This window comes from Nostoc sp. (genome assembly GCF_036919575.1).
GTDB lineage: Bacteria > Cyanobacteriota > Cyanobacteriia > Cyanobacteriales > Nostocaceae > Nostoc.
In genome coordinates this window covers 13,769-39,206 of record NZ_JBALBY010000034.1, presented here as the reverse complement: position 1 = coordinate 39,206, position 25,438 = coordinate 13,769, and the positions used below count along the sequence as shown (strand labels likewise).

General features: G+C 40.9%; 24 protein-coding genes. 9 read left to right on the top strand and 15 right to left on the bottom strand.

The genetic code is table 11. The annotated features are described in order from the left end of the window. Positions 1 to 16 precede the first annotated feature (16 nt). From V7K27_RS10945 to V7K27_RS10935, 3 genes are all read right to left on the bottom strand, one after another. Positions 17 to 532: a type II toxin-antitoxin system VapC family toxin gene (locus V7K27_RS10945; RefSeq protein ID WP_334946997.1), complete on the bottom strand. Its 516-nt coding sequence runs from the start codon at positions 530 to 532 to the stop codon at positions 17 to 19. Continuing rightward, the gene (locus tag V7K27_RS10940) at positions 529 to 909 is read right to left on the bottom strand and encodes a hypothetical protein (RefSeq protein WP_334946995.1); all 381 of its coding nucleotides are present in this window, start codon (positions 907 to 909) and stop codon (positions 529 to 531) included. Before V7K27_RS10940 ends, V7K27_RS10945 begins: the two co-directional genes overlap by 4 nt. Positions 910 to 1,530: 621 nt before the next feature. Continuing rightward, entirely contained in the window at positions 1,531 to 3,186 is a 1,656-nt protein-coding gene (locus V7K27_RS10935; RefSeq protein WP_334946994.1) for a Ppx/GppA phosphatase family protein, read from the bottom strand. 269 nt (positions 3,187 to 3,455) lie between these two features. Between V7K27_RS10935 and V7K27_RS10930 the strand changes: the two genes are divergently transcribed. Further along, positions 3,456 to 4,337, top strand: a complete 882-nt coding sequence (locus tag V7K27_RS10930; protein WP_334946992.1) for a 4-hydroxybenzoate solanesyltransferase — start codon at positions 3,456 to 3,458, stop codon at positions 4,335 to 4,337. A 29-nt stretch (positions 4,338 to 4,366) separates the two neighbouring features. Beyond that, complete coding sequence (locus V7K27_RS10925) at positions 4,367 to 5,134, top strand: DsbA family protein (protein ID WP_334946990.1); 768 nt, start codon at positions 4,367 to 4,369, stop codon at positions 5,132 to 5,134. A gap of 309 nt (positions 5,135 to 5,443) precedes the next feature. On the opposite strand, the gene V7K27_RS10920 is transcribed toward V7K27_RS10925, so the two are convergent. From V7K27_RS10920 to V7K27_RS10910, 3 genes are all read right to left on the bottom strand, one after another. Further along, positions 5,444 to 6,109 (bottom strand): glutathione S-transferase family protein, encoded by a 666-nt coding sequence (locus V7K27_RS10920; RefSeq protein ID WP_334946988.1) that lies wholly within the window; start codon positions 6,107 to 6,109, stop codon positions 5,444 to 5,446. Between the two features lie 68 nt (positions 6,110 to 6,177). Beyond that, a complete protein-coding gene (locus tag V7K27_RS10915) occupies positions 6,178 to 6,621 on the bottom strand; it encodes an acyl-CoA thioesterase (protein ID WP_334946986.1) in 444 nt (147 codons plus the stop codon). A 59-nt stretch (positions 6,622 to 6,680) separates the two neighbouring features. Then, positions 6,681 to 7,268 (bottom strand): TetR/AcrR family transcriptional regulator, encoded by a 588-nt coding sequence (locus tag V7K27_RS10910; RefSeq protein ID WP_334946984.1) that lies wholly within the window; start codon positions 7,266 to 7,268, stop codon positions 6,681 to 6,683. A gap of 1,183 nt (positions 7,269 to 8,451) precedes the next feature. Here V7K27_RS10910 and V7K27_RS10905 point away from each other — a divergent pair. Beyond that, positions 8,452 to 9,249, top strand: a complete 798-nt coding sequence (locus V7K27_RS10905) for a sulfite exporter TauE/SafE family protein (protein WP_334946982.1) — start codon at positions 8,452 to 8,454, stop codon at positions 9,247 to 9,249. Positions 9,250 to 9,441: 192 nt separating this feature from the next. Here V7K27_RS10905 and V7K27_RS10900 read toward each other — a convergent pair whose 3' ends face one another. Continuing rightward, a complete protein-coding gene (locus V7K27_RS10900; RefSeq protein WP_334946980.1) occupies positions 9,442 to 10,104 on the bottom strand; it encodes a cadmium resistance transporter in 663 nt (220 codons plus the stop codon). A 590-nt stretch (positions 10,105 to 10,694) separates the two neighbouring features. Here V7K27_RS10900 and V7K27_RS10895 point away from each other — a divergent pair. Next, positions 10,695 to 11,405, top strand: a complete 711-nt coding sequence (locus V7K27_RS10895) for a cadmium resistance transporter (RefSeq protein ID WP_334946978.1) — start codon at positions 10,695 to 10,697, stop codon at positions 11,403 to 11,405. Positions 11,406 to 11,727: 322 nt separating this feature from the next. Here V7K27_RS10895 and cysK read toward each other — a convergent pair whose 3' ends face one another. Together cysK and V7K27_RS10885 are read right to left on the bottom strand one after the other, a co-directional pair. Continuing rightward, positions 11,728 to 12,690: a cysteine synthase A gene (gene cysK, locus V7K27_RS10890; protein ID WP_334946976.1), complete on the bottom strand. Its 963-nt coding sequence runs from the start codon at positions 12,688 to 12,690 to the stop codon at positions 11,728 to 11,730. A gap of 18 nt (positions 12,691 to 12,708) precedes the next feature. After that, positions 12,709 to 13,191, bottom strand: coding sequence for an RrF2 family transcriptional regulator (locus V7K27_RS10885; protein ID WP_334947091.1), 483 nt, complete (start codon positions 13,189 to 13,191; stop codon positions 12,709 to 12,711). A 213-nt stretch (positions 13,192 to 13,404) separates the two neighbouring features. Here V7K27_RS10885 and cysE point away from each other — a divergent pair, with 213 nt between their 5' ends. The 5 genes from cysE to V7K27_RS10860 all read left to right on the top strand — a co-directional run bounded on the left by cysE (position 13,405) and on the right by V7K27_RS10860 (position 17,230). Continuing rightward, a complete protein-coding gene (cysE, locus tag V7K27_RS10880; protein ID WP_442947609.1) occupies positions 13,405 to 14,133 on the top strand; it encodes a serine O-acetyltransferase in 729 nt (242 codons plus the stop codon). A gap of 9 nt (positions 14,134 to 14,142) precedes the next feature. Beyond that, positions 14,143 to 14,304, top strand: a complete 162-nt coding sequence (locus tag V7K27_RS10875; protein WP_334946974.1) for a hypothetical protein — start codon at positions 14,143 to 14,145, stop codon at positions 14,302 to 14,304. A gap of 56 nt (positions 14,305 to 14,360) precedes the next feature. Then, complete coding sequence (locus V7K27_RS10870) at positions 14,361 to 14,951, top strand: Crp/Fnr family transcriptional regulator (protein ID WP_334946972.1); 591 nt, start codon at positions 14,361 to 14,363, stop codon at positions 14,949 to 14,951. A gap of 340 nt (positions 14,952 to 15,291) precedes the next feature. Further along, entirely contained in the window at positions 15,292 to 15,657 is a 366-nt protein-coding gene (locus tag V7K27_RS10865; protein WP_334946970.1) for a DOPA 4,5-dioxygenase family protein, read from the top strand. A gap of 169 nt (positions 15,658 to 15,826) precedes the next feature. Then, complete coding sequence (locus V7K27_RS10860; RefSeq protein WP_334946968.1) at positions 15,827 to 17,230, top strand: hypothetical protein; 1,404 nt, start codon at positions 15,827 to 15,829, stop codon at positions 17,228 to 17,230. A gap of 391 nt (positions 17,231 to 17,621) precedes the next feature. Here V7K27_RS10860 and V7K27_RS10855 read toward each other — a convergent pair whose 3' ends face one another. From V7K27_RS10855 to V7K27_RS10830, 6 genes are all read right to left on the bottom strand, one after another. Then, positions 17,622 to 17,927 carry a hypothetical protein gene (locus V7K27_RS10855; RefSeq protein WP_334946966.1) on the bottom strand — a complete coding sequence of 102 codons (306 nt, stop codon included), beginning with the start codon at positions 17,925 to 17,927 and terminating at the stop codon, positions 17,622 to 17,624. A gap of 458 nt (positions 17,928 to 18,385) precedes the next feature. Further along, complete coding sequence (gene coaE / locus V7K27_RS10850; RefSeq protein ID WP_334946965.1) at positions 18,386 to 18,982, bottom strand: dephospho-CoA kinase; 597 nt, start codon at positions 18,980 to 18,982, stop codon at positions 18,386 to 18,388. 112 nt (positions 18,983 to 19,094) lie between these two features. Beyond that, positions 19,095 to 20,753, bottom strand: a complete 1,659-nt coding sequence (gene cobA, locus V7K27_RS10845) for a uroporphyrinogen-III C-methyltransferase (protein ID WP_334946963.1) — start codon at positions 20,751 to 20,753, stop codon at positions 19,095 to 19,097. Between the two features lie 136 nt (positions 20,754 to 20,889). Then, positions 20,890 to 22,119, bottom strand: a complete 1,230-nt coding sequence (locus V7K27_RS10840) for a tetratricopeptide repeat protein (protein WP_334946961.1) — start codon at positions 22,117 to 22,119, stop codon at positions 20,890 to 20,892. A 401-nt stretch (positions 22,120 to 22,520) separates the two neighbouring features. Beyond that, the gene (locus V7K27_RS10835) at positions 22,521 to 24,674 is read right to left on the bottom strand and encodes a hybrid sensor histidine kinase/response regulator (RefSeq protein WP_334946959.1); all 2,154 of its coding nucleotides are present in this window, start codon (positions 24,672 to 24,674) and stop codon (positions 22,521 to 22,523) included. 287 nt (positions 24,675 to 24,961) lie between these two features. Beyond that, a complete protein-coding gene (locus tag V7K27_RS10830) occupies positions 24,962 to 25,435 on the bottom strand; it encodes a tetratricopeptide repeat protein (protein WP_334946957.1) in 474 nt (157 codons plus the stop codon). Positions 25,436 to 25,438 lie beyond the last annotated feature (3 nt).

Below are 25,438 nucleotides of genomic sequence, written 5' to 3'. Positions count from 1 at the left end.
GTCCAAGACGGTTCAGTTAAGCATTTCTTCCTTCTGTTCCTTTGCGTCCTTTACGTTTCCTTAAAAAATTGGGCTTTGACAACAGAGTTTTAGCGTTAACTGAATCGTATTGAGATATAGTCCAATCTTCAAAACGCAAATTAGGAACTTTCTCAAAATCGTTGTGGTTGCGGGTTACTAAAATCCCATTTACTGACAGCGTAATTGCCGCAATGCGTAAATCTTGAGTACCAATGCGGATTCTTTGACGAATAAAGTCTTCGTAATAATTGATAGCATACTCGTTAAATCCTAGCGATCGCACGTTTTTGAAAAACTCTAAAGTAGCCTGTAGCTTTGCGTAAGCTAATACCAATGTATCAGATGAGGAAGCCTTTCTGATTATATTAAACCTCCCACGCAGTTGTTCTTCAATTGTAATTATCGTTATGGCAATGTCTTCAGGATTGACTGCATTTATACGCTGCGTGACAACTGGATGCTGCTGTTGAAAAAGTGAGATGTGATCCGTATCAAGTATCCATAAACTCACTTAGTTTCATTCTCCGCATCAATTTGCCGATAATGTTCCTCCATTTTTGCGTCAAGTTCACGTCGATATTCTTCTATATATTCCAGCATTTCATCAAATTGCGGATCATCCTTGAACATACCAGCTATTTTCAACCAAGGATTTTCTACTTTGGGCGCTTCAATTTCTAAAGTCACAATTTTGGCTGTTTTTAACCGAGTTTCCAAACTTTGACTGAGTTTCTCTATTGCTTCCGTTTCCGTATTTCCTAAACCTTGACAATCTGGTAAACCTAACAATATTGCTTTGACTGTGCCATCTGGTTGATTTTCAATCAGCACATCATAAGTTAACTTTGGTGCGGTTATTGGAAAGGTAGTTTTTACAGCTAAATTCATAATATTTTTATCTTTCAAGTTTTATATTGATTATAACATTAGTCAATAACTAAGTGCTGACTGAAAGGATAAGTTATCTTTATCTAATATCTACACAATACTCACCTTATCTCATTCTCCAAGTCAATTTGACTGCGATCAGCTTCTATATATGCAAGCTATATGTTGAAGTCTGAGTATTCTCCATAAGACTTACGCAAAAGCTGTAGGGGCAATTCATGAATTGCCCCTAAGAAGAAAATCATTCTTTTCGGTTATTGTTTGCGTAAGTCCTGCTCCAATGCAGAAAACTGAGCAATTTAGCCTGCTTTAGTGAAATTTTATATAAGGATATCTAAGTTTTCCCAGCTTAGATATCCAATAGCAACATAACCTATATTAAATAGACTATTAACGATGCTCTAATTATAATTCTAATTTGTGTTTTTAAACTACATTCTTTGGGTAGTTTATCAATTCATCCTTAAGTAGGATGAAAAAGTATACATATATAAGAATTTAACTGGAATTTTGAAAGCATACTTGTAAATCACAGATAATTTGTAGTGGCGCATATATGTGCGCTTATACTTTATTCAGCAGGTGCGTTACACATCATTAACGCACCCTAATTACTTGTTTCTAGGAGAAGTTAGCAACGCTAGACTTTTCTAAATTCGCTACTAATTTCACTCCAAATTCTTCCTCAAACACTCCTTTTTTATAATCTAAACTCCAGAGTTCTAAAGCACAATCATCATCAGATTTAGATGGAAAAATTAGCAAGTTTACCTGCTGTAATTGTAGATAATATTCACATTGCACTTGAGCGATCGCACCAATTTGTCGTCTATCTAATGCCACTGCCAATCTTAAAATTGCACTCAATTGACTTACCATTTGTCGCTGGTCTTTAGTCAGCAAATTCTGGTAATCTTCATGTTTTTTCTTCGGCGGTGATTTGCGATGATAACGCGCTAAATTGGCAATGATTTCAATCTCGGTTTCTGTATAACCGAGTAATTCACCATTGCGAATTAGATAGTAAGAGTGCTTGTGGTGAGACGAATGGCTGACATAATGACCGCAATTATGTAATATTGCAGCAGCCCACAACAGTTGTCGCTCGTCAACTCCCCAGTGGTGTAGGGTACCTTGAGTTTGATCAAATAAACTCTCGGCAAATTTGGCCACGCGATCGCTATATTCTAAGTTAACGTGGTACTTGTTAGCGATTTTTAGAACATTGCGTTCCCGAACTGAACTTTGGTAGCGTAGCTTATCTTCAATTAAACCGTGGGTTAGCATCCAGTCTACAATTACGCCTTCCCTCAGAGAACGCTCACAAACTGTAACCGATTCACTACCCAAAAGGGTCATCGCTTCCTGTAATATTACTGCGCCAGCAAGTATAACTTCAGCCCGCTTATCTGGCATCCCAGGTATGGCAGCCGTTTCTGAGTTACTCAGTTTCCGCAAGCGATTTACCAACTCTTGCAAGTCTTTCAGACTGAACTGGTAGCCATTGAGAGTGGAAGGAATAACACTCGACTTTTCCCGTGCATGAATCATCGCCAGGGTTTCAATCGTGCCAGATGTACCCACCAAACGCGGAGATTCTCCAAGTTGGAGGTTTGCTAGTACCTCATCCACGGAACGTTCTAACATCCCGCGTGTATAGGCTTGCAGCTGCTGAAACTCGGTGTTGCTGATGGGGTCGGTGGTGATTAACTCGCTAGTGAGTCGCACTGCACCGACTTTAGTACTAGTGAGAGTACGCGGTTCGTTACTGTCGCCTAAAATCAATTCTGTGGAACCACCGCCAATATCAACAATCATCTGGGGCTGGTTGTGAAATTCCATCCCCGATAGCACGCCAAGATAGATTCGTCGCGCTTCTTCTTGACCAGAAATCAAGTCAACCTTTAAACCCAACTCCGTTTCTATCCTGTGCAAAAAATCTTTCCCATTGGGGGCTTCCCGCACAGCACTAGTTGCCACAGCAATGATAGTTTCAGCGTTGATAGTTTTGGCAACTTCTTGGAAGCGTCCTAAAGCCGCGATCGCCTTTTTAATTATCTCCGGTTTGAGTTCCCCAGTACTAAGATTGCGATCGCCAAGTCTCACGGTTTCTTTTTCTCTAGCGATAATGCTGAAAGCTGGTAGTGTGGGGTCAATTTTGACTACTACCATGTGTAGAGAATTTGTTCCCAGGTCAATGGCAGCAATAATCCGATCTTGCTTAAGTGGTTGAGTTGGAACACTCTCCCAGCTAGCCGAAGCTACTAAATTCAGCATCTAGTTTTCTCTCTTTATAAGAAATGATGGCAAACGGTGGTATGTCGGGGGTAGCTGGCACTGATATTTGTTGCAATACACTTGCTGAGAAATTGACCGTTGGTCGAGGGTAACTGAGCTAAGTATATTCACCCTAATGTTTCTAACCGTAGTGACTATTTAAAGATATTTAAGGTTGCCACTTTGGGTTATGTTTTTACAAATAACAAATAAGGTTATTCTATAAAAGATGTGTGAATTTATCTATCTAAAGTTATTTGTTGATTTATATGTTAACGACGCCAGAACGCCCCCAGTCACCAGTTTGGCTAGTAATTATCCGGCTTTTACGATGGCATAAACCAGAAGGACGATTAATTTTAATGATTCCTGCACTTTGGGCTGTGTTTTTGGCAGCCTCTGGGAAACCGCCTTTACCTCTGGTTGGTGTGATTATATTGGGGACTCTGGCCACGAGTGCGGCTGGATGTGTTGTGAATGATTTGTGGGATCGGGATATTGATCCACAAGTGGAGAGAACACGCTCACGCCCTCTCGCTTCTCGCGCCCTGTCTGTGAAAGTTGGGATTGTAGTTGCGATCGTATCGCTAGCATGTGCAGCAGTCCTGGCCTTTTATCTTAACCCCCTGAGTTTCTGGTTATGTGTGGCAGCAGTGCCGGTAATTCTGCTGTATCCAGGTGCAAAACGAGTCTTTCCCGTACCGCAGCTGGTACTTTCCATCGCTTGGGGTTTTGGCGTATTGATTAGCTGGAGTGCAGTCACACAAACCATCTCCCAAGCAACTTGGTTACTTTGGGGCGCGACTGTATTGTGGACATTGGGATTTGATACAGTTTATGCTATGAGCGACAAGGAAGACGATCGCCGCATTGGTGTTAATTCTAGCGCTCTATTTTTTGGGAATTATGCCCCTGTAGCTATTGGAATTTTCTTTGCTGGCACAATCTTATTATTGGCTTGGTTAGGTGTACTCATACATCTGCACTTAGCTTTCTGGATTAGCCTTGCAATTGCTACTATCGGATGGGTTTGGCAGTCTCTACGATTAACAAAGCAAGACTTAGCTAACCCTGTTTATGGTGAGATGTTCCGGCAAAACGTGTGGATTGGTTTTATTTTACTTGCTGGGATGATTGCTGGATCTTTTTAACAATTGAACAAATATTTATGAGTTTTTGTATGAGTACATTATTTGATTGGTTTAGTCCCTTATTTCAGTATCTGCGTACTGGGACAGCAATCAGTCTACTATGTTTGGTTGTCACCTGGTCATTTCCTGCACAAGCTAGCAGCACCATTGATCCGCAGTTGGAACAGCAAGTATTACAAATTATCCGGGAACATCCAGAGGTAGTTATTGAGTCTGTTCAAGCCTATCAGCAGCAACAACAACAGAAAGTAAAACAAGTACAGCAAGCATTTTTAGAGGATTTAAAAACGAATCCTCAAACAGTAATTGGTAAGTCTCCCACCACAGGTTCAACTCAATCAAAAACTGTGCTAATAGAATTTTCAGATTTTCAATGTCCCTATTGTGCTGAGGCGCATAAAACCTTGAAAGAATTGTTAGCAAAGTATCCAGATAAACTAAGATTAGTTTACAAGAATTTACCGTTGACTTCAATTCATTCTGAAGCATTGCCAGCTGCGATCGCGGCTTGGGCAGCATATCAGCAGGGCAAATTTTGGGAATATCATGATGCACTATTTACTAATCAAAAGCAACTAGGTGAAGCGTTATATTTAGATATTGCTAAAAAACTGAATCTGGATTTGGGTAAATTTAAACGCGATCTGACTATTGCCACTCCCGCAATTAAGAACGATATCCAGCTAGCTGAGAAATTGGCTGTTCCTGGCACACCTTTCTTTGTAATTAATAGTCCAACTTTTTCAGGAGTGGTGCAGCTAGAAGACATCAAAAGCATATTGGCTGATGCTAAGTAAATTGGTGTAAAGAGTAGCTGATGAGGAGTGATGAGGATAAATTTTCCTCACTCCTCATGTTCTTAAAGATATGATAACTTCAGTAGTGATGCCAATTTTGGAGATTGTTATCAAAAAATTGGGTTTTAAACCCCGTGCTTCACGCAATGCTTTAAGTTTTGTGGCTCTTTCTAAATCCCCATTACAAAACTGTACTTCCGACTTCCGACTTCCGACTTCCGACTTCATTAAAGAGTGTACTTGATTTGTTAGCGATCGCAATTACTTTTTGATATCCCGCCTCAACACTCACAAACTCGCTAATTCTTGCTATTTGTTTTTGTTCGCTTTACTCCTACGCAACCTCACTAAAGCTCTAACTCGCCCTTTAAATGCTTCAAATTCTTCGCTGCTCAATTTAGTTTTCTGCCATGCTGGACGTTGCATTAAGCGCTCAGACCATTCATTTAGCCTGGGGTAATCACTGAGATTAACACCTAAATTAGGTAATGAAAGTACACCTATTCCCGCAACGATATCTGCTAAAGTTAACTGGTGACTAGCAAAAAAACTGCGATCGCCAAGCACTTGTGTAAAAAATTTCAGTACCTTATCTATATGCTGCTTTGCTTGTGCAGCTTGTGGTGAATCTTCACTTTCATAAATTAGTGAAATCACTTGTGGAAATAATTCATTAGCAGTGACTAATTGCACCATCCTTACCTTTGCTAACGCCTGAGGCTCAGAAGGTAACATTACAGGTGTAGGATATTTACTTTCTAAATAGTCCATAATTGCCAGTGATTCTACAACTCGAAAACCCTCATCCACCACAACCGGAATGTGATCAAAGGGGTTAATTGTCGAAAACTCTGGTTGTAATTGATCGCCATCCAAATTAATCAAAACTGATTCAAAGGGTATCTCCTTTTCCAGTAAGGTCAGCCATACACGACGAGCATTTGGCGAGAGCGGATTGTAGTAAAATTTCAGCATGGTGAATCCTTGATAAATAAAACCGTTCAGTCTGAAAATAGTTAAAAAAATTTCAGCTTTTATCAAATTCAAATTTCCTGAGTCACTTGCTGACACTGGAAATATTTCTTTTGCAATTCTTCTGGAATTTTAATAGGACGACCATTGTGCAAACTAATAAAAGCACCTTTTTGTGTCGCCACTGCTGCTAACTCATTATTAGATAAAATTTCCGCTTGCACAGTCCACTTCAAGCGTCCTAAATTACTCAGCCATAAACGTCCAATCACTTGATCAATAATCTTTATCGGACGTTTATATTCAATTTCAGTTCCAGCTAGAATCGGTGTATATCCTTGCTCAATTTGTTGATTGAGTTGCCAATGTTCATCTAAAAACTTTAAACGTAAATCCTCTAGCCATCTGATATACACAATATTACTCACGATTCCCATAAAGTCAATGTCATAAGTTCTTACAGGAATTGTTAATATTACTTCTAATGGTCTATGCAAATTGTTATTTACTAGCATTATTTCTCTCGATAAATTATTTTTTAATACTGCTCGGCCTGAAAAAAATGAAAATAAATTTAAAGGTGAGTTTCCAAGTATTGATTCAGGTGATTAATTACCCTGTGCATGTGAATCGAATCTCCATAAAGTTTGCTCATCATTATGGCTCCTTCAAGTGTTGCAATTATGATAGTAGCGATTTCATCAGCACTCACTTCCGGGCGAATTTCACCCTTTTCAATTCCCGTTTCAATAATTCGACGAATCAGATGCAGCCAAGAGTTCATCGCCTGTTGAGCGCGTTCTCGCAACGCTGGATGAGCATCATCACTCTCCACAGCAGTATTCAGCAGTGGACACCCTCCCTTGATAGGTGGATTTTCTGCGAAGCTACTAAATACGCCAATGATTGCTTGCAGGCGTTCTACTGCGTGGCGTTTACTTCGCAATGCAAATCTAGTATGCTGCTTGATGCGAGCGATCGCAAAGTCAAAAGCCTGTAGCGCTAGATCATCTTTACTTTGGAAGTGATTGTAAATTCCTCCTTTCTGCAATCCAGTGACACGCATGATGTCTGACATCGATGAGCCTGCATACCCCTGTTGGTTAAACAGTTCGGCTGCTTGGTAGAGAATTCTGCTTTTTGTTTCTTCGCCTTTGGACATTACAGCGATTTTTAGAGTGGGGAATAGGAAGTTATTAAATAATTCGTAATTGAGCCTCCGGCACGCACTCGCGTTCGTAATTCGTAATTAAGTAATGCTGTGGTGATTTAGATTTAGACATCAAAACTTGCTGCCTGTCAAGAGGGGGGAATTAAACTGAACATACTTTGTTAAATTAAAAATTGCTCTAAATAAAATATTACCGACCGAATGGCCTGATTTAAATTAGCATAAGAGTTACTTTAAAGTCAACGTTTTTTTAGCATTGTAATCAGTTCACGGCGTTGCCCAATTGCAGTATAAATCCAGATGTAGAGATGCGATATATCTTTTCTACAAGGTTATCTCGTTTATCTCGTTCCCAGTCTCCGACTGGGAATGCTCCTCATTGAGGTTCCGCCTCCGTAACTTGCGGCAGAGCCACCAGGAACTGCATTTCCAGCTTCTTGCTGGAAACGAGGTTTTAAAAGGGTTTTGGCTTAAGTTGACACCAATGAGCATTGCTGTGCCCCTACAACAGATGTGGTTCAAATACATGAAAACTGCTGTAAATTGTAGGTAATTTTTTTAACAACCAGTCCTCAGAAGTTTAACTGACTGGGGTGTATTATCCAGAGAATCTAGCGATATACAACGCGAATACGCTGGACGTTTGCTCATGCTTACAAGTAAAATACGGTAAGTGCATCGCCTTACGTGCTTTTATATCTCAAGCCACAGAAAAACCAGTTAGAAGTTGAGTTTAGCAGAGCAACTGACCCATAAGCAGTTATCAAAGTCTGTTTCAGCTAAATGCCAGTTGTCATGCTGACAAAAACTTCCAGACAGGTTTTCAGTTGTCCAGGAATCCTCTGCCCTAACTTTATAGCTGACCGAATTTTAGATTTTAAATTTTGGATTGAAGATTCAAAACCCAAAATTTACAAAGGGTTGCAGAGCAAGCAAATTTATACTTGCTCTGCAAGAAGCAAGCTACGTGAAACAAATCTAAAATCTAAAATCCAAAATCCAAAATTGTCTGACTTTCGGTTCTAGCTGCTCGTAGTTAAGTCAGTGAAAAGTTATCAAAGCTTCGTTTAGGGATTTAAACCCTAACCGACGCTGCTCACTTATAGAAGTGGGAGACTCAACAAAACTCTGATAACTGATAACTGATAACTCATTGTTGAAACCCCCGAAGAGTATGCACTATTTATTACTACCACTCCTAAGCTTTTTTGTTGGCATCATCGTTGGTTTGACGGGAATTGGCGGAGCCTCTCTCATCACCCCAATGTTGATTTTTGTTTTTCAGGTTCCGCCTTCCATCGCTGTGAGTTCTGATGTTGTAGCTGCCACATTGATGAAGATTGTTGGTAGCGTCAAGCATTGGGAACAGAAAACCCTTGACACAGAAGTTGTCAAATGGTTGGCATTCGGGAGTGTTCCAGGCTCACTGTTTGGGGTGGGAATTTTGCACTTCATTAAACGTACAGGTGAGTATAACCTAGATAACATCTTGCTCCGTTTGCTTGGCGGGATGATTTTGTTAGTCACAGTGTTAGCACTAGTGCAATTGTTGTTATTGACTTTTTTCCCCAAGTTTAATTTACCCGAACTGCCAAAGTTAGACTTAGAAACTAATTTTGGTCGCTTCTTAACAATCAGTTTGGGAGCAATTTTAGGCTGTTTGGTTGGTCTAACTAGCGTCTCATCAGGTTCAATGTTTGCCCTAGTGCTGATTGGGTTTTTCCGCCTTGATGCACGGAAGTTAGTGGGTACAGATATTTCACACGCAGCAATTTTACTGCTGTTTACAGCCCTCGGTCATCTCAGTCTGGGAACAGTTGATTGGAGTTTGGTACTTCCTATATGGCTAGGCTCTGTTCCAGGGGTGTTACTAGGTGCTAAAGTCTGCCAAGTAGCTCCGCAACGCCCGTTACGGTTTATCATTTACGCCATTTTGATGATGGTAAGTTGGAAATTAGTTCATCAGGTGTGAGCAATTTGAGATTTCCAACCCTAATAGGACTTACGCAAAATATCTCTGAAACACTGAGAAATCAGTGTACTCTGCGCTCTTTGCGGTACCCTTCTCCTGACGGAGATGCTACGCGAACGGGAAGCCACTTCGTGTCTACGTTATTCCGTAACTGGTGCGTAAGTCCTACCTAAATCCAGCATCCAACATTGATTAACTTCTCACCCAAGGTAGTAGAGTAAATGTACCTCGTTCATACATAATGAACAGACCCAAGCCAATTAACACAAAAGGTACGACAGCTTGACCGTAGCGATTTAAAATATAAGCAATGGTAGGTTGACGGCTTAAAAAATAAGCGATCGCACACCAAACCCCTACCATGACAAAAAATATACTTAGAATTACTCCCAAGCTGGCAAGATCGTGACCAGCGAATAAGGGAATATATATACTAATATTGTCACCACCATTAGCGATCGTTACTGCTGCTACTTTATAGGTTTGGGGGTGCAAAACACTCAAAATAAAAGACAATATGGGGTTAGTAGGTGTGGACTGACTAAAATCATTGTTGACTGTCTGAACTGTTATAGTTTCTTCTTTTCTAGATACTAATTGCTGAAGACCAATTGCTATTGGTAGCAGTCCTAGCAATCCTATCCATTCTCGCTGGCTAACCAATCCACCAAAAAATCCTGGTAAACTAGCGATGATAATGGCTGCAAAACCCAGATATTGACCGAGTAAGATATGCCGGGGGCGAAAATTAACATTTACCTGTGTAAAAAATATTAACAAGATAATGATGTCATCTATGTTAGTGGCTATGAAGGCAATTATCCCTTCACTGAAGAGTGTCCCTAGCTTACTCATGCTGGATTTTTATAACCTACAATCTACCACCATAGCAAATTCACTAATTCGTAATTTGTAATTATTGGCGAAACACTCGCGTATAATTGTCTTTTTTGGTGGTCTAGAAGAAAGTTGGGGTCTAAATCCGAAACTAATTCAATTACAAATTACGTCAGCGAGTCTGCGATCGTCACGATCAATTACGAATTATTTTAACCTAGTACTTACGCAAAACCACACGCTGTAGGGGCAATTCATGAATCATTGGTGTCAACTTAAGCCTTGGCGAATGGAATTCGCGGCTACACAAACAAAGTCCACCTTCGTGGACTAATACAAAATCAAAGATTCTTAACCCACGTTCGCCCTTGGCGTTCCGCAGGAAAGGTGGGTAAAGTCTCGTGTAGACGCGGTTTCTAACCGCCCTTTTAACGTTAAGTTGACACGTATGTTCATGAATTGCCCTAAGAAGAAAATCACTCTTTTCGGCTATTGTTTGCGTAAGTCCTGTAACCTTCTGGCACAACTAAGCTTTAAAATGACAAAGCAATTATTTTGAATGACAGGATTTGGTCAATGCCTATAATTACGGTTTCAGCTATTTTTATATGAACGAGTTAGTTACTGCAATTACTACCGGGGCAATTACGTTCATTGCCACTAACATTGATGATATTGTTATTCTATTGTTGTTTTTTTCTCAAATAAATGCTAAATTTAGCCTCCGGCATATAGTTGCTGGTCAGTTTCTAGGTTTTACGGTTCTATTAATCCTTAGTCTTCCTGGTTTATTTGGTGGGTTAGTTTTATCAAAAAGCTGGATTGGATTACTCGGTTTACTACCAATGTCCATAGGTATTAGTAGCTTAGTGAATCGGGAAGAAAATTCATCAAAAGAAGTTGTAGCGGAAACAGAAGAAGCTGAAGCATCAACAATTACTAGTTTTTTTTCTCCCCAAGCTTATAGTGTAGCAGCCGTTACAATTGCTAATGGTAGCGATAATATTAGTGTCTATGTGCCTTTATTTGCTAGCAGCAACTTAGAGAGTTTTTTGATAATTATCGGATTATTTTATTTCTTGTTAGGAGTTTGGTGCTACACTGCATACAAATTAACAAACAACAGAGTCATAGCTGATGTATTAACTCGGTACATTAATAATCTTGTGCCTTTTGTTCTGATAGGATTAGGCGCTTTTATTGTATTAAAAAGTGAAGCTTTGAGCTTAATAAAGCTAGCTGCTAGTTGTTTCTGTTTGATGATTTTGGTAAAAAATAATCAAAGTGTCGATGAAATTGGCGAAAATTCTAGTAGATAACCAAGCTAATTTTAGATTTTGATTTAGATTAAAAATCTAAAATCCAAAATCTAAAATCCAAAATTAGTATAGCGGTTCTCGCTTGAGTGAGGTATTAGAACCCCACCCCCAACCCCCTCCCCGCTCTTCGAGAGGGGGCTAAGATGTACCTCATGTGATTAGGAAATGCTATATAGGACTCGTATTTGATTTTTGAAAAAAATCAGTACACCCCAAAAAAGCTTCTTCCCCACTCCCTACTCCCTACTCCCTGTCTACGCAAATAATTATGGCTACGCCACGCTGCGCGAACAGAAATCAAAGCAGACTGCTATATATGGAATCAAACTTTACTCAACCACTCATTCTCCTCTGGGTCTTTGAACAGTGAAGTACTGAGGTAGCGTTCGCCGAAGCTAGGCTGGATCATGACGATTAGGCGACCGGCATTTTCTGGACGTTGTGCCACTAGAATAGCCGCGTATAAAGCAGCGCCAGTAGAAATCCCCGATAGTAATCCTTCTTCTTTTGCTAGACGACGGCTGTAAGCGATCGCTTGCTCATCTGCTACCTGAATCACTTCATCTACCAGTTCTGGACGGTAAATTGCTGGGATAAATCCCGCACCAATACCCTGGATTTTGTGAGGCCCTGATTTACCACCTATTAATACTGGGCTGTTGCTTGGTTCAACTGCGATCGCTTGAAAACTCGGCTTCCGCCCTTTAATAATTTCTGCAACTCCGGTAATCGTCCCACCAGTACCGACTCCCGCCACGAGAATATCCACCTCTCCATCGGTATCATTCCAAATTTCTTCTGCTGTGGTTTCGGCGTGAACTTTCGGGTTAGCGGGGTTGCGGAACTGCTGCAACATATAAGCATTGGGCGTTTGAGCTAAAATCTGCTCTGCACGACCGATCGCTCCTCGCATCCCTTCTACCCCTGGCGTTAACTCTAGTTGAGCGCCATAAGCTTTGAGCATCAATCGTCTTTCCTGGCTCATTGTGTCAGGCATCGTTAGAATAAGATTGTAACCCTTAGCAGCCGCCACCATCGCCAGCGCAATTCCTGTATTTCCAGAAGTCGGCTCTACTAAAACGGTTTTTCCGGGGTGAATCAAGCCTGCTTCTTCTGCCGCTTCCACCATGCTCGCACCAATCCGGTCTTTCACAGAAGATGCTGGGTTCATGCTTTCTAGCTTCACCACAATCCGAGCAACCGCTCCCGAAGCTTGGGGAATCTTGTTTAATTGAACTAAAGGAGTTCGTCCGATTAACTCTGTGATATCTTTCGCTATCCGCATGTGGGTACTCCGTCGTGTCTAAATATAATACATTGGACTCTGCTGGGCGCGAGTTTCTCTTTCCTCACACAAGTCTTGGAGTGTATAGCGACCCAAAACTTCAATTGAGGCAGTGTTAGCTTGCTCCCAAACTTCATAAACCAGAGTCTTTTCCAGAGTCGGAGAGTCAGAAGTATCTTTCTCTTTCCGCTCACCTTCGACCAAAGTGACAATTTCAAGTATTGTGATCTGCCAAGGTTCACGAACTAAAACGAAACCTCCTTTAGAGCCGCGTTGACTCTGCACCACACCAGCACGCCGGAGGTTGGTCAAAATTTGTTCCAGGTAGCGCTCAGGTATAGGTTGCTTGGCGGTAATCTCGCTCATGGTCAGGGGAACTTTTTTTCCGTGGTGACTTGCCAGTTCTAAGAGTGCTAGCAGCGCGTATTCCACTTTGGAAGACAGATCCAAAAGAGCGTAGTTTTGGCTATTCAAGACTGTACTCAATATACTACGGTGAATTGGGGGATTGATCGCGGTTTATCCGAAATTAATTTTTTCCAAGTGTGGAATGTGATAGCATCCCACTTATTGCCCACAAAAACACTATACTCTATCGACTTACCGTAGATTATGATCTGAGAAAATTCCCATGAATGACTTAATGTTTTTGGGGAAATTATCCTGAGTTTCTGTTTTCAGAGCCTCACCTACCAACAAAAATCTCAACAGAGTATGCTACTAACTGATTTGCGAACCATTTTTGAGCGTGACCCAGCAGCCCGTAACTGGCTAGAAGTATTGTTCTGTTACCCTGGACTTCAAGCCCTGGTATTTCATCGATTGGCACACTGGCTGCATAAAATTGGCATTCCCTTTATACCAAGATTCATCTCTCATATTAGTCGGTTTTTAACCGGGATTGAAATCCATCCTGGGGCATTAATTGGCCAGGGAGTTTTTATAGACCACGGTATGGGAGTTGTGATTGGTGAGACTGCGATCGTGGGTGATTATGCCCTAATTTATCAAGGTGTCACCCTTGGCGGGACTGGGAAAGAAAGCGGCAAACGCCATCCCACTTTAGGCTCTCATGTAGTTGTGGGAGCGGGTGCGAAGGTATTGGGAAATATTCAAATTGGCGATCGCGTCCGAATTGGAGCCGGTTCTGTGGTGCTGCGAGATGTGCCCAGTAACACTACTGTAGTTGGGATTCCAGGGCGTGTAACTCGTCAGAACAACTTGGCTACAAATGTTCTGGATCATGATAAAGTACGCGATGTAGAAGCTGAAGTCATCCGCGCTTTATTTGAACGCGTCAAGGCTCTAGAGAAACAGTTCGAGCAGTTGGAAGATCAATCAAGTTTGTCCCCAACTGAGCTTGGCGACCAACCAACCGACAAACCTAAGAGCAGAAATTCTGATGGGATGATTGAAGATTTTCTTGATGGTGCGGGAATTTAGAAAATGGGCATGGGGCATGGGGCATTGGGCATAGTTATTTTCTTGTCCCCCTCATCCCCCTCATCCCCCTCATCTCCCCCTTCTTCCCCACTCCCCACTCCCCACTCCCCACTCCCCACTCCCCACTCCCCACTCCCCACTCCCCTCTTTAAAATACCCATAGGCTCTTAGAACCTGATATAAATATAATACTACGGTTAATTTATCGGAGAATAGTGTTATACAATATGGTGTCTTTGTACACAAGCTTATCTAGCTCAACTAGTAATAATACTAAGCAAATTTTTGCCCGTAGGTCATTTCTGCCAGAGCATAAAAACGGACTTTGGAAGATTGAAACGGGTTTTGTTAGGACTTTTACCTATCTAGAGGATGGTACAACCGTCGCTCTGGGATTGTGGGGTCCTGGAGATATCGTTGGTAAGGCTTTGTCAAAATTAGAACCTTATCAGATGGAATGCCTAACTAAAGTGGAAGCGACAGTTTTACCTTTAGAGGAATGGACTCAACTAACAGAAACTCTACTTGCCCATATCCAACAGGCTCAAGAATTGATGATCATTCGTAGCCATAGAAAAGTGGATACTATGCTCATCAAGCTGTTGGCATGGTTATCCAAAAAGTTTGGTTCGGAAGTTGAGAAGGGACGTTTAATAGATATGCGTCTAACTCATGAAGATTTGGCGGAAATGCTCGGTTCAACTCGTGTTACCATCACTCGTGTTCTTGGGCAGTTTGAGCAAGAAGGCTTGATTAATCGTCTCTCCCTGCATCGAATTGTGCTGCGAGAAGAAGAAATTTGGTACTACGAAATTTAGATTATTTCAGCAAAACCAGCGATCGCCATTACGTCGCTTCTCTACGAGACGCTGCAAGTAGCTTGCTTTGGGAAGAGATACCCTTGATTCTGAATTCTGGCTTCTGAATTATTCTTCAATAATTATTTGGTTAGCGATCGCTATAAACACTAGACAAATCCAGCCAAATCGGTAGCCCCAGTTTTTTTAAATAACTCAGGCTAGAGTAGAGTTGCTTTGTTGTTTTCAGTGAGAAAGAAAAAGTCTGCTATGTGACGTACTCCACACACTCCCAATGAGAGTGAGTGTGAGGCTTCTGCTGATCCAGCTAAAATTAGAATTGAGAGCGAAAAGTGGATTTATGAAAGAAGATACTATCGAGATCACTGGTTTTCACGCTCATGTTTACTTCGATAGCGCGAGTCGGGATGTAGCTGCGCGTGTACGTGAAGGATTGGGCGCTAGATTTGATGTGCAACTCGGACGCTGGTTTGACAAGCCCATCGGACCTCACCCACAAGGGATGTATCAAGTTGCTTTCTTACCAAATCAGTTTGATAAAGTCGTTCCTTGGTTAATGCTTAATCGTGAGGGATTGGATATTCTCGTCCACCCTGAGACAGGCGATGCTGTGGCAGACCACGCGGTTCATTCCCTATGGTTAGGAAAAAAGCTAGATTTGAATATTGAGTTTCTTCGACAGTTTAGTTCGACTTTATCCAATTAAAAGAAGTAGCTCACTTGATGAAGCTCTTGACTTAAACTCTCAGAATTTGTTTAACCCTTTAATTGCAGATAACTATTTATTAATGTGAGCTTTGCTAATAGAAATCAGGAATTACTTTTAGAGAAAGGTTATGCTGTTGATCAGCATTCTCATAAAAAGAAACTTTTCGATGAAAAATACCTCTGCGAAGGAAAGAAGTGCAGGCATTTCCCGATTTGGCAACCCTAATTTCAGAGTCACGAAGAAACAGATTTTATTTAGTACCCTCATCCTATGCCTTGGTTTACTGGGACTGAGTGGTTTCTGGTTTAAATCCAGATATAAATTTGATAATCAGATGAGTGTAAAACTACAAGAATTATCTAATGTCGATTATCCAGTAAATCCCGCGCCTTTAGGCAAAAACTTTCAAAGATATTCTCATAGAAAACTAACAATTATTAAGAGAGATAATACACATTTCGATTTTGTGCTTGAGCCAACAGACAAAAAAACGGCACAAATAATTATAAAAAATGTTGATTTAGAGCTATTAGTCCCTAAAGCACCCGAATGGGTTAAAAAAGATCAAGGTTTAGAAACAATCGCTTTTACAGACCGCGAGTGGAACAGACAACAGGTTAGTTTTCCTGCTAATTCAAAAAATCTAGAAATTGTCGGAGGAGACGGTTTTGAAAAGCAAAACCTCGTAGAGGTCGCTTTGGCTAATAATTGCTTAAATGCAGGACTTTGGGAAATTTTACTTTTCACTAAAGACGATGGTAATAAATCCCTTTATTATCAAAGTTGGTTTACCTTCCCGATGGGACATTATAAAAATATTTTTGAAAATATTAATAAGATTTCTTATTGGCAGCATTGGTGGAAATTAGAACACTGGCAAGATCCAAGTGGCACAATAGTAAAGACTAATCTTCTGAGAAACGTAATTGATGAAAAAGAAGTTGCTACTCAGTTCCCCCTTGATGAAAGGATAATTGTATCGGCAGAACAAAGTAGAAAAGTTAGAACTACGCTAGCGACCAATATCACAAAATGGAGAGATTTTTACGATGCTAACAATGAAATTAAATTTGCAAGTTTTCGATCCCCAGGATTTTACGATCAAAATAAGCCTTGGGGAAATGAATACTGGAGAATAGGCAAATTTGACAAAGCCATTTTAAGGAACATTAAACCGATTGGTGTTGAAACTAATTTACAGGAAATTGAGTTAGTATTCACAGATATTAAGACTAGTGAACAAAATAGATTATTCATTAGTGGCGTTAATCTGAAAACGCTTCCTCAATTGCCTGTAGAAGAGTATCCTAAAGGCTTATATATGCCGATGGGAATTGGGATACCTCCTTTTTATCAAAGCTACGATGAATTAACGAAAAATCATCCAGATGTCAGCCCCTACTTCAGTTTTTTAGTAGATTCACAGCAACGTTGGATAGATCATCACCACTTAGCAGTTGATGGTTCAGTGATGCATCTTGATAAAGATAACCCAAATCTTTTGCATCTTTACTTGCTATCCTACGAAAGGAATACTTTAATAGCTCATTTTTTGATCAACTTAAAATAGATATGGCGGTTCTTGATTGAGTAGATACTGAACCCCACCCCCAACCCCCTCCCCGCTCTTCGAGAGGGGGCTATGATGTACATTATGTGATTAGGAAACGCTATATCTATAGCAATCCTAAATCAATACTGCTCGGGTTTTGGTGCATAGTCATTTGAGATCCCCCTTAGTCCCCCTTAAAAAGGGGGAAAAATAAGGCATTTTTAGCCCCCCTTTTTAAGGGGGGTTGGGGGGATCGACTCAAAACCTACGCAGTATTGAATCCTAAATGAGTCGTGAAAATCTCCGATTCCTCTCTCTGCGCCTCTGCGGTTAATTTATTTTAACAAATGATTTAGGACTGCTATATAACTAATTAGCCAGACTTGATATAACTGGTTGATTTTAATATTTACTCAACCAGTACTTGCTTGAGTAAAGCCATCCACATATCAGATGGATCGGAGTAGTAATCAATTTCTTCAACTTGATATTGATAAGATTCACTCCCTTCTCGTAAAATAATGCGATCGCCGGGTTTGATGCCTTTCCCTATTCCAATCATGTACCCGATCATTCCTTCGTTGAGACGCTCAAATACATAGTCGCTTCCCCAAACTTGTTGGCTGTAATCGTGTATTTTATGCTTCTTTTTTAATTCGGTTGCTGGAGAGTTAACCAGAGCTATTTTTTTTAAAAAACTAAAACTTAAACTCATACCTGTTCTGATTTAAGATAAGGCACTTAACAAAAATTTAAAAATCGAACTAATAATTGAAAAGTCACTTTTTTAAGACATTAATTCTGAGATATTAATGTTTAATTTATACTAATTTTTATCAAAACAGAATTAGTTTTCAAGCAAATTAGATGTTTTCTAGCTTAATAACTTTACTATGGGAGCATCTCACTTTCGTAAAAAGCCTTGTAAAACCTCACCCCAACCCTCTCCTTAGTAAGGAGAGGGAGCAAGAACCTTGTTTCTCATCTGGTATATTTGTAAAACTGAGATGCTCGCCTTTATTATTGACTTAAATTTACAGTACTATTAACCGCAGCTTCAACTGTAAAATCACCGAATTATTAAACAATATTTGGTCAGACAGGGGTATTATTATATAAATCTTTTATGTCTTAAGAATGTCGTCTAGGTATATTTTTTCAGACAAATAGGATCTATTCCCTATTTGTGGTTTTTATAGCTAGATCTACTTGCTCTAGTAATACTTCTAGGGTGGAGGAGTTATCTAAAATGACATCTGCACGAGCCACTTTTTCTTCGATAGATAATTGGCTATTGATCCTGGCTCGTGCCTGTTCTCTATTTAAATGGTTTCGTTGTATCAATCTTTGTAGCTGTTGCTCTTGGGAACAACGCACTACCCAGATTTCTGTAACCAAATCAGTCATTTCTGCTTCAAATAATAGAGGCACTACTAACACCAGTGTTTGTGAGGAGGATTGGGCAATTGCTTTCAGGAAGCGATCGCGCACATCAGGATGAATCAAATTCTCTATCCAGTTGCGTTCATCTTGACGATTAAAGATAATTTCGCCTAGCTTTTGGCGGTTGAGGCTGCCATCTGGTAGTAAAATTTGTTCGCCATAACGTTGAGCGATCGCACCCAGAATAGGCGAACCTAAAGATACTGCCTCTCTAGCATAAATATCTGCATCCAAAATCGGCAGATTATAAGCGCTAGCTAAATAATTGGTGACAGTGGTTTTGCCTGTGGCAATACCTCCAGTTAAGCCGATTATGCGTTTTGTCATTTGTCATTTGTCATTTGTCATTTGTCATTGGGCATTGGGCATTGGACATTGGGCATTGGGCATTGGGTATTTGGCATTGGTTATTTTCCTTCTGCTCCCCCTGCTCCCTCATCTAAGAATTTGTCGCCCATGCGATCAGTGCTTGGGTTAAACCATCTAAAGTATATTCTTGGGCTTCTATATCTACACGCCCGAATAAAGCATGACAAGTTTTCGAGGTTTGGGGACCGATAGAGGCAATACAAACTCCTTCTAAGAATTGGCTAGCATCAGAGTTGTTGGAATATATCTTGTTAGTAAGTTGACAGAAAAATTGCACAGTTTTAGAACTGGCAAAGGTAATTACATCTACCTTGCGATTTTGGAGAACTAACTCTGCCACAGGTGGAATACCACTAGGACAACAAGATTGATATGCGGCAACTTCTATCACCTTTGCTCCCTTAACAGTTAATTCCTTAACTAAAACTTCTCTGCCGCCGCTTTCAACTCTGGGAAATAAAACCTTTTTACCATCCAGTTGATCTGGGAAATTTTCCACTAAAGAATCGGCAACAAAGTTGGGGGGAATAAAATCTGGTTGGAGAGAGTGTTGTTTGAGACTATGGGCTGTTTTCTCGCCAACAACGGCAATTTTAACGCCTGCTAAGGCACGGGTATCTTTACCTTGAGCGATTAGCCTTTCAAAAAAGTAGTCTATGCCATTGGTAGAAGTGAGAATTAACCAGTCGAAGTCAGATAAATGAGCGATCGCATTATCCAAAGCTTCCCAAGTGGAAGGCGGGCCGATTTCTAAAGTAGGCATTTCGATGACTGTTGCACCTGATGCGATCAGGCGATCGCTAAATTGGCTCGATTGTCCGACTGAACGTGTCACCAGGATTGTTTTGCCAGTCAGGGGAAGAGGAGATGAGGGGGATGAGGGAGATGGGGGAGATGGGGGAGATGGGGGGAAGTTATTTAACATAGGTTGGGGTGTGGTAGTACTCTCGTTCACAGGTTCAGCCTGGGAATGCCTGATAATTTCGTCTAAATATATATTCTCAGGTTGTAAGTACTTGCGTAGCCCAACAACTTCGCCAATCACAATTACTGCTGGAGAAAGGGATAATTCGGTGGTTTGTTCTAGAATATTGCCCAGTTGCGCTATCCAAATTTGTTGATGAGGAGTTCCCGCCCAACGGATGATGGCAATGGGTGTTAAGTGCGATCGCCCGTGTCGCACCAGTTGATGTACAATCTCTGGCAGATTTTGCCCTCCCATCAAAATTACCAGTGTCTCTAAGCGTGAGAGTGCCTCCCAGTCTAAAACCTCTGGTTCATGAGCTGTAAGCACTGCAAAAGTGCGACTCAACACCGGATCTGTCAGGGGAATTCCTGCGAACAAAGGTGCTGCAAGGGCTGAGGAAATTCCTGGTACTAGTTCAAAATCACAACCAGATGCTTTCAACGCTTCAATTTCGGAAGTGCAACGCCCAAAAATTAACGGATCGCCTGATTTGAGCCGTACAACTTGTTTTCCTTGATGGCAATGCTTTACCAGTAACTTGTTAATCTCTGTTTGGGTTGTACTGGGTTTACCACCGCGTTTCCCGACATCCAATTTCAAGCAATCAGGTGGTACACACTGCAATAATTGAGCATCTACCAGGGCATCGTAGACTAAAACCTGAGCAGCAGCTAAGAGATTGTAAGCTTTTACTGTTAGGTATGCCACATCTCCAGGGCCAGCACCTACGAGGTAGACTTTGCCTCTTTTGTCATTTGTCATTTGTCATTTGTCATTTGTCATTTGTCATTTGTCATTTGTCATTTGTCATTTGTCATTTGTCATTTGTCATTTGTCATTTGTCAATAATCAATAGTTCTGCTTCCCCCACTCCCCACTCCCCACTCCCCACTCCCATTTATTTCGTTTGCGGATTAATTTTTTGGATTAACCGATCAACTTGCTCAACCATCTCCTTGTTTTCGTCAGCTTGAAATAACTCTCTGGCTTTTTTGAGATTAACGATCGCTTCTTGTGGCTGTTGTTGTCTTCCCAAAGTGATTCCCAAATTATAGTAAGTGAATGCATCGTTGGGTACGAGGCTAATGGCTTTTTTGTAATGTGCGATCGCTTCTTGAGGTTTACCTTGATCGTCCATTGCATTTCCCAAACCTGCGTAAGCTTGTGCATGTTTGGGATCAAGGCGAATCGCTTCGGTAAATCCGGCGATTGCTTGTGCTAGCTTGCCTTGAGCGTAAAAAGCGCTTGCTAAATTATAGTGAGCGTCTGCATAGCTGGGAGCGAAGCTAATGGTTTTTTTGTACTGGGCGATCGCTTCTTCTAGTTTGCCTTGAGCGTAAAAAGCATTACCCAAAGCATTATAAGCTACTGGATTTTTCGGTTCGAGGCGAATGGCTGCTGTATATTCGGCCACTGCTTCTGCTGGCTTTTGTTGAGCGTACAAGGCGTTCCCTAAGTAATAGTGAGCGTCTGCATAGTTGGGATCAAAGCTAATGGATTTTTTGTATTGGTTAACTGCTTCTGCTAGCTTACCTTGATCGTACAGAGCATTTCCCAGACGCGTGTAAGTTGGGGCATAACTGGGTTTGAGGCGAATGGCTGCTGTATATTCGGTAACAGCTTCTGTTAGCTTGCCTTGAGCGTACAGACCATTTCCTAAGTTATAGTGAGCTTCAGCATATTTTGGTTCAAGGCTGATGGCTTGCTTATATTGGGCGATCGCTGCTTCTAACTGATTCAGTCTTGCGAAAGTCAAACCCAAATTAAAGTATGCTTCAGAGTCTTTAGGATCGAGGCTAATGGCTTTTTTGTAAAGTGCGATCGCTTCTTGTGGTTTGCCTTGATCGTCGAGAGTATTTGCCAAAGCAATATAAGCTTGTGCAAAGTTGGGTTCCAGTTCAATTGCTTTCCTAAAAGCCGCCTCTGCTCCTTTTAAATCTCCTTGTTTATAGAGATTGGTTCCTTGCTCAAAGTGAGCAACTGCGTTTTTGTTCTGAGGAACTGCGGGCTGTGCAGAGTCATCAATTTTTGATAAAACAACCCCAACATCTTTACCAAAGGCAGTACTAGCATTACTCAAACCCAAGCAGATAATAGCTGCTACCAGTAGAACCTTGTTTTTCAGCATTTTTACTACCTTATCTGCTTGGTTTACGTGTAATATAGATTTCGGCTAATTGCAATCATAAAAACACAACCTACTATTTTTCTTAACCCAAGCGTATTGGGTTATAACAGGAATTATAAGTGATTAACCTAACTCGATATAGGACTAGTATTTGATTTTTGAAATGCACGTAGTGGACCTTTAGGCTAAAATACTGCATTAGACCTAGACGTAGGTTGGGTGGAGCGGAGCGTAACCCAACTGATTATCAAAAAATTGGGTTTAAAACCCCGTGCTTCTAGCACGGCTTTAAGTTTTGTGGCGGGGTCTAAATCGCCGTTACAAAACTGTACTTGCGACTTGCGACTTCTTTAACAGGATGTTGGGTTACGCAAAGCCTCCACCCAACCTACAATTATTTTTTAGGTAATTCCTGACACTTTTGTTTCGAGAAGTTGAACAATGGCTGTAATTAATTCTTCTGGGTTAAGAGGCTTGGATAAATGCAACTGAAACCCAGCTTTTAGGGCTTCTTGCTGGTCATCGTTTCTAGCAAAGGCAGTCAAGGCAATTGCTGGAATTTCTCCACCTTGTTCTGCTGTCCAAGTTCTCACTTGATGTATTAACATATAGCCATCCATATCGGGCATACCAATATCGCTGACCAACACATCTAGCTTTACCTCTGCTAGGGTTTGCAATGCTTCAAATGCGGAAGATACCGCAATTACAAAAGCCCCATCTTGCTCTAATACAAAAGTAATAAAATCTCGGGAATCATCATCATCCTCGACAACTAAAACCCGAACGTCAGCGAGAAGTAAGGAGTTAGTAGCTAAGAATGCAGGGTAGTTTCGTTCATCCGTCAGGCTTGGGCTTTCATCTGGCAGAAGCGGTAAGCTAACAGTAAATATTGCTCCTTTACTCTCACCCTCGCTCTCTGCTTTGACGATACCGCCATGCATTTCGATGATATTACGCACAATTGCCAATCCTAATCCTAATCCACCAAAACTTCTAGTAGAGGTGCTATCTGCTTGGCGGAAGTAATCAAACACATAAGGCAAAAACTCAGCGCTAATTCCCTTACCTGTATCGCTAACGATGATTTGAGCATAGTCATTAGCTTGCTCTAGTCGTATTTCTACCTTTCCACCCTTGGGTGTAAATTTGATAGCGTTAGAAACGAGATTCCAGACGACTTGCTGCAAACGAGTCGAGTCGCCCATAACTTGTCGTACATCCGGTGCAAATGCTGTATTCACCTCAATCAACTTTGTTTCTGCCGCTAAGTGCATTGTCTCTAGCGCAGACAATACTGTAGACTCTAGGTTAATCTTCGTAATATTCAGCGTCAGTTTGCCCTGTAAAATTCTGGAGATATCCAGCAAGTCCTCAATGAGTTGAACCTGTAAGGTGGCATTCCGCTCGATTGTGGCTAGTGCTTCAGATGTCTTTGTTTGGTCAAGAGCGCGGGTTTGCAACAACTTTGACCAGCCGAGAATTGCGTTTAGTGGGGTGCGTAGTTCGTGAGAGAGGACGGCCAGAAATTCATCTTTAATTCGATTGGCTGTTTCTGCTTTCGCTCGTGCTACTTGTTCTAATTCCAGCAGGTGCGCCCGTTCTTCAAGTATTTGTTTTTGTTCGTGAATATCTGTACATGTTCCAAACCACTTCACTACAAAACCTTGCTCATCTTTGAGTGGCAAACCTCGCGCTAGCTGCCAACGATAGGAGCCATCAAAAGCCCGTTTGAAGCGATATTCATTATTATATATAGTGGTATTTTTTACAGCATTAGACCAGACTTCATCAGCACTTTGGACATCATCTGGATGCAATGCCGCCAACCAACCATAACCCAAGGACTGCTCTAATGTTAGTCCAGTGTATTCACACCAATTTTGATTAAAATAATCAGATTCACCGTTAGCATTGGTTGTCCATACAAGTTGAGGAATTGCCTCAGCCAAGTAACGGTAACGTTCTTCGCTTTGTCGGAGAATTTCTAAGATACGTTGGCGCTCAAGGATTTCTTGTTGTAATTGCTCGTTGGTTTTGGTAATTTCATTGGTGCGAACAGCAACCATTTCTTCGAGATGATTCTGGTATTTTCGCAGTTCTTCCTCTATTCCTAAGCGTTCGGCTATTTGTATTTGAAGTTCTTGATTTGTTTGTTCTAATTGAGCAGGGCTAGGAAGTGCCAGTGCTTGTGGAACTAAAAACACAAGATTTACTGCTGTAATTACAGATATGATTGCAGTTATTGCTTTGACAAACCCCGACATCCAATAGGTTGGATGCCAAAGTGTCCAAATTTCTATTAAATGAGCAGTGCCACAAGCTACAATAAATGCACTAAATAGTAGAAAAATCCAATCAAAGGGCAAATCCTGCCGCTTGCGGACAAAGTAGAAGAGTGTAGCTGGAATCGAGTAATAAGCTAGTGCAATGAATGCGTCAGATAATATGTGTAACCAAACTAAATTCGTTTGCCATAGATAGCAGTGTCCATGTGGAATAAATGATCCTGATGTAAAAAAATTAGTCCACAATTCTGATATTATGTCTGACATAAATACTTGATTTTTTTTAAGCGATAAAATTTAATAATATCCTGTCTGAAGATAGGAATAAGAGAATGAGTAAACGAGCCGCAAAGGAGAGGCAGCGCGTTGCGGTTGGTAAAAAAAATGACTTTGACAAAGAGTTAAACTTTAACTGAACCTTACCCTGACATAATTACGGCACACACTGATAAATTCCAAAATAAAAACCATTCTCACCATCATGATGGGAATGGTAAAAAAATAAAATTAGGAGACGCAACAAGAAAATTTAATCTCCGCAATTCTCACTCAACTTAAGATTCACTTGACTTAGCACTCATTTTATCTAAAAGCTGAGTGATTTTTTTAGCTTTTTCAGGTTGGCGCTGTTTTTGTAATAAATCTTTAGCTTGTAGCAGGTTATTTTTAGCTTCCTCTTCTTGCTTTTGCTGCATGAGAACATTTGCTAGACGCAAGTAAGCATCAGGATTTTTCGGACTGCGGCGAATCACTTCCCGGAATAATTCTGTTGCTTCCTCTACTTGACCTTGATGGTTTAAAACATCTCCTAAAAACAAGCGCACCACATCATTTGTAGAGTTGAGGGAAATCACTTTGCGAAACGCTGCTTCTGCACCTTGATAATCTTTTGCTTGAGCCAGATTCATTCCTTTTTGAAACAAGTCTGAGGTAATCAAAGTTTTCCAAGCGAAATACCCCAGGATTGAGAGACTGAGAACAACTACAAGAGCAGCGATAATAGAAGTAGTGGGAAAGGTTTCTAGCATTGT

Coding starts and splice junctions, on each gene's coding strand:
- V7K27_RS10940 (WP_334946995.1), bottom strand. CDS start 909: ATGAATTTAGCTGTAAAAACTACCTTTCCAATAACCGCACCAAAGTTA.
- V7K27_RS10935 (WP_334946994.1), bottom strand. CDS start 3,186: ATGCTGAATTTAGTAGCTTCGGCTAGCTGGGAGAGTGTTCCAACTCAA.
- V7K27_RS10930 (WP_334946992.1), top strand. CDS start 3,456: ATGTTAACGACGCCAGAACGCCCCCAGTCACCAGTTTGGCTAGTAATT.
- V7K27_RS10925 (WP_334946990.1), top strand. CDS start 4,367: ATGAGTACATTATTTGATTGGTTTAGTCCCTTATTTCAGTATCTGCGT.
- V7K27_RS10920 (WP_334946988.1), bottom strand. CDS start 6,109: ATGCTGAAATTTTACTACAATCCGCTCTCGCCAAATGCTCGTCGTGTA.
- V7K27_RS10915 (WP_334946986.1), bottom strand. CDS start 6,621: ATGCTAGTAAATAACAATTTGCATAGACCATTAGAAGTAATATTAACA.
- V7K27_RS10910 (WP_334946984.1), bottom strand. CDS start 7,268: ATGTCCAAAGGCGAAGAAACAAAAAGCAGAATTCTCTACCAAGCAGCC.
- V7K27_RS10905 (WP_334946982.1), top strand. CDS start 8,452: ATGCACTATTTATTACTACCACTCCTAAGCTTTTTTGTTGGCATCATC.
- V7K27_RS10900 (WP_334946980.1), bottom strand. CDS start 10,104: ATGAGTAAGCTAGGGACACTCTTCAGTGAAGGGATAATTGCCTTCATA.
- V7K27_RS10895 (WP_334946978.1), top strand. CDS start 10,695: ATGAACGAGTTAGTTACTGCAATTACTACCGGGGCAATTACGTTCATT.
- cysK (WP_334946976.1), bottom strand. CDS start 12,690: ATGCGGATAGCGAAAGATATCACAGAGTTAATCGGACGAACTCCTTTA.
- cysE (WP_442947609.1), top strand. CDS start 13,405: ATGCTACTAACTGATTTGCGAACCATTTTTGAGCGTGACCCAGCAGCC.
- V7K27_RS10875 (WP_334946974.1), top strand. CDS start 14,143: ATGGGGCATGGGGCATTGGGCATAGTTATTTTCTTGTCCCCCTCATCC.
- V7K27_RS10870 (WP_334946972.1), top strand. CDS start 14,361: ATGGTGTCTTTGTACACAAGCTTATCTAGCTCAACTAGTAATAATACT.
- V7K27_RS10865 (WP_334946970.1), top strand. CDS start 15,292: ATGAAAGAAGATACTATCGAGATCACTGGTTTTCACGCTCATGTTTAC.
- V7K27_RS10860 (WP_334946968.1), top strand. CDS start 15,827: ATGAAAAATACCTCTGCGAAGGAAAGAAGTGCAGGCATTTCCCGATTT.
- V7K27_RS10855 (WP_334946966.1), bottom strand. CDS start 17,927: ATGAGTTTAAGTTTTAGTTTTTTAAAAAAAATAGCTCTGGTTAACTCT.
- coaE (WP_334946965.1), bottom strand. CDS start 18,982: ATGACAAAACGCATAATCGGCTTAACTGGAGGTATTGCCACAGGCAAA.
- cobA (WP_334946963.1), bottom strand. CDS start 20,753: ATGACAAATGACAAAAGAGGCAAAGTCTACCTCGTAGGTGCTGGCCCT.
- V7K27_RS10840 (WP_334946961.1), bottom strand. CDS start 22,119: ATGCTGAAAAACAAGGTTCTACTGGTAGCAGCTATTATCTGCTTGGGT.
- V7K27_RS10835 (WP_334946959.1), bottom strand. CDS start 24,674: ATGTCAGACATAATATCAGAATTGTGGACTAATTTTTTTACATCAGGA.
- V7K27_RS10830 (WP_334946957.1), bottom strand. CDS start 25,435: ATGCTAGAAACCTTTCCCACTACTTCTATTATCGCTGCTCTTGTAGTT.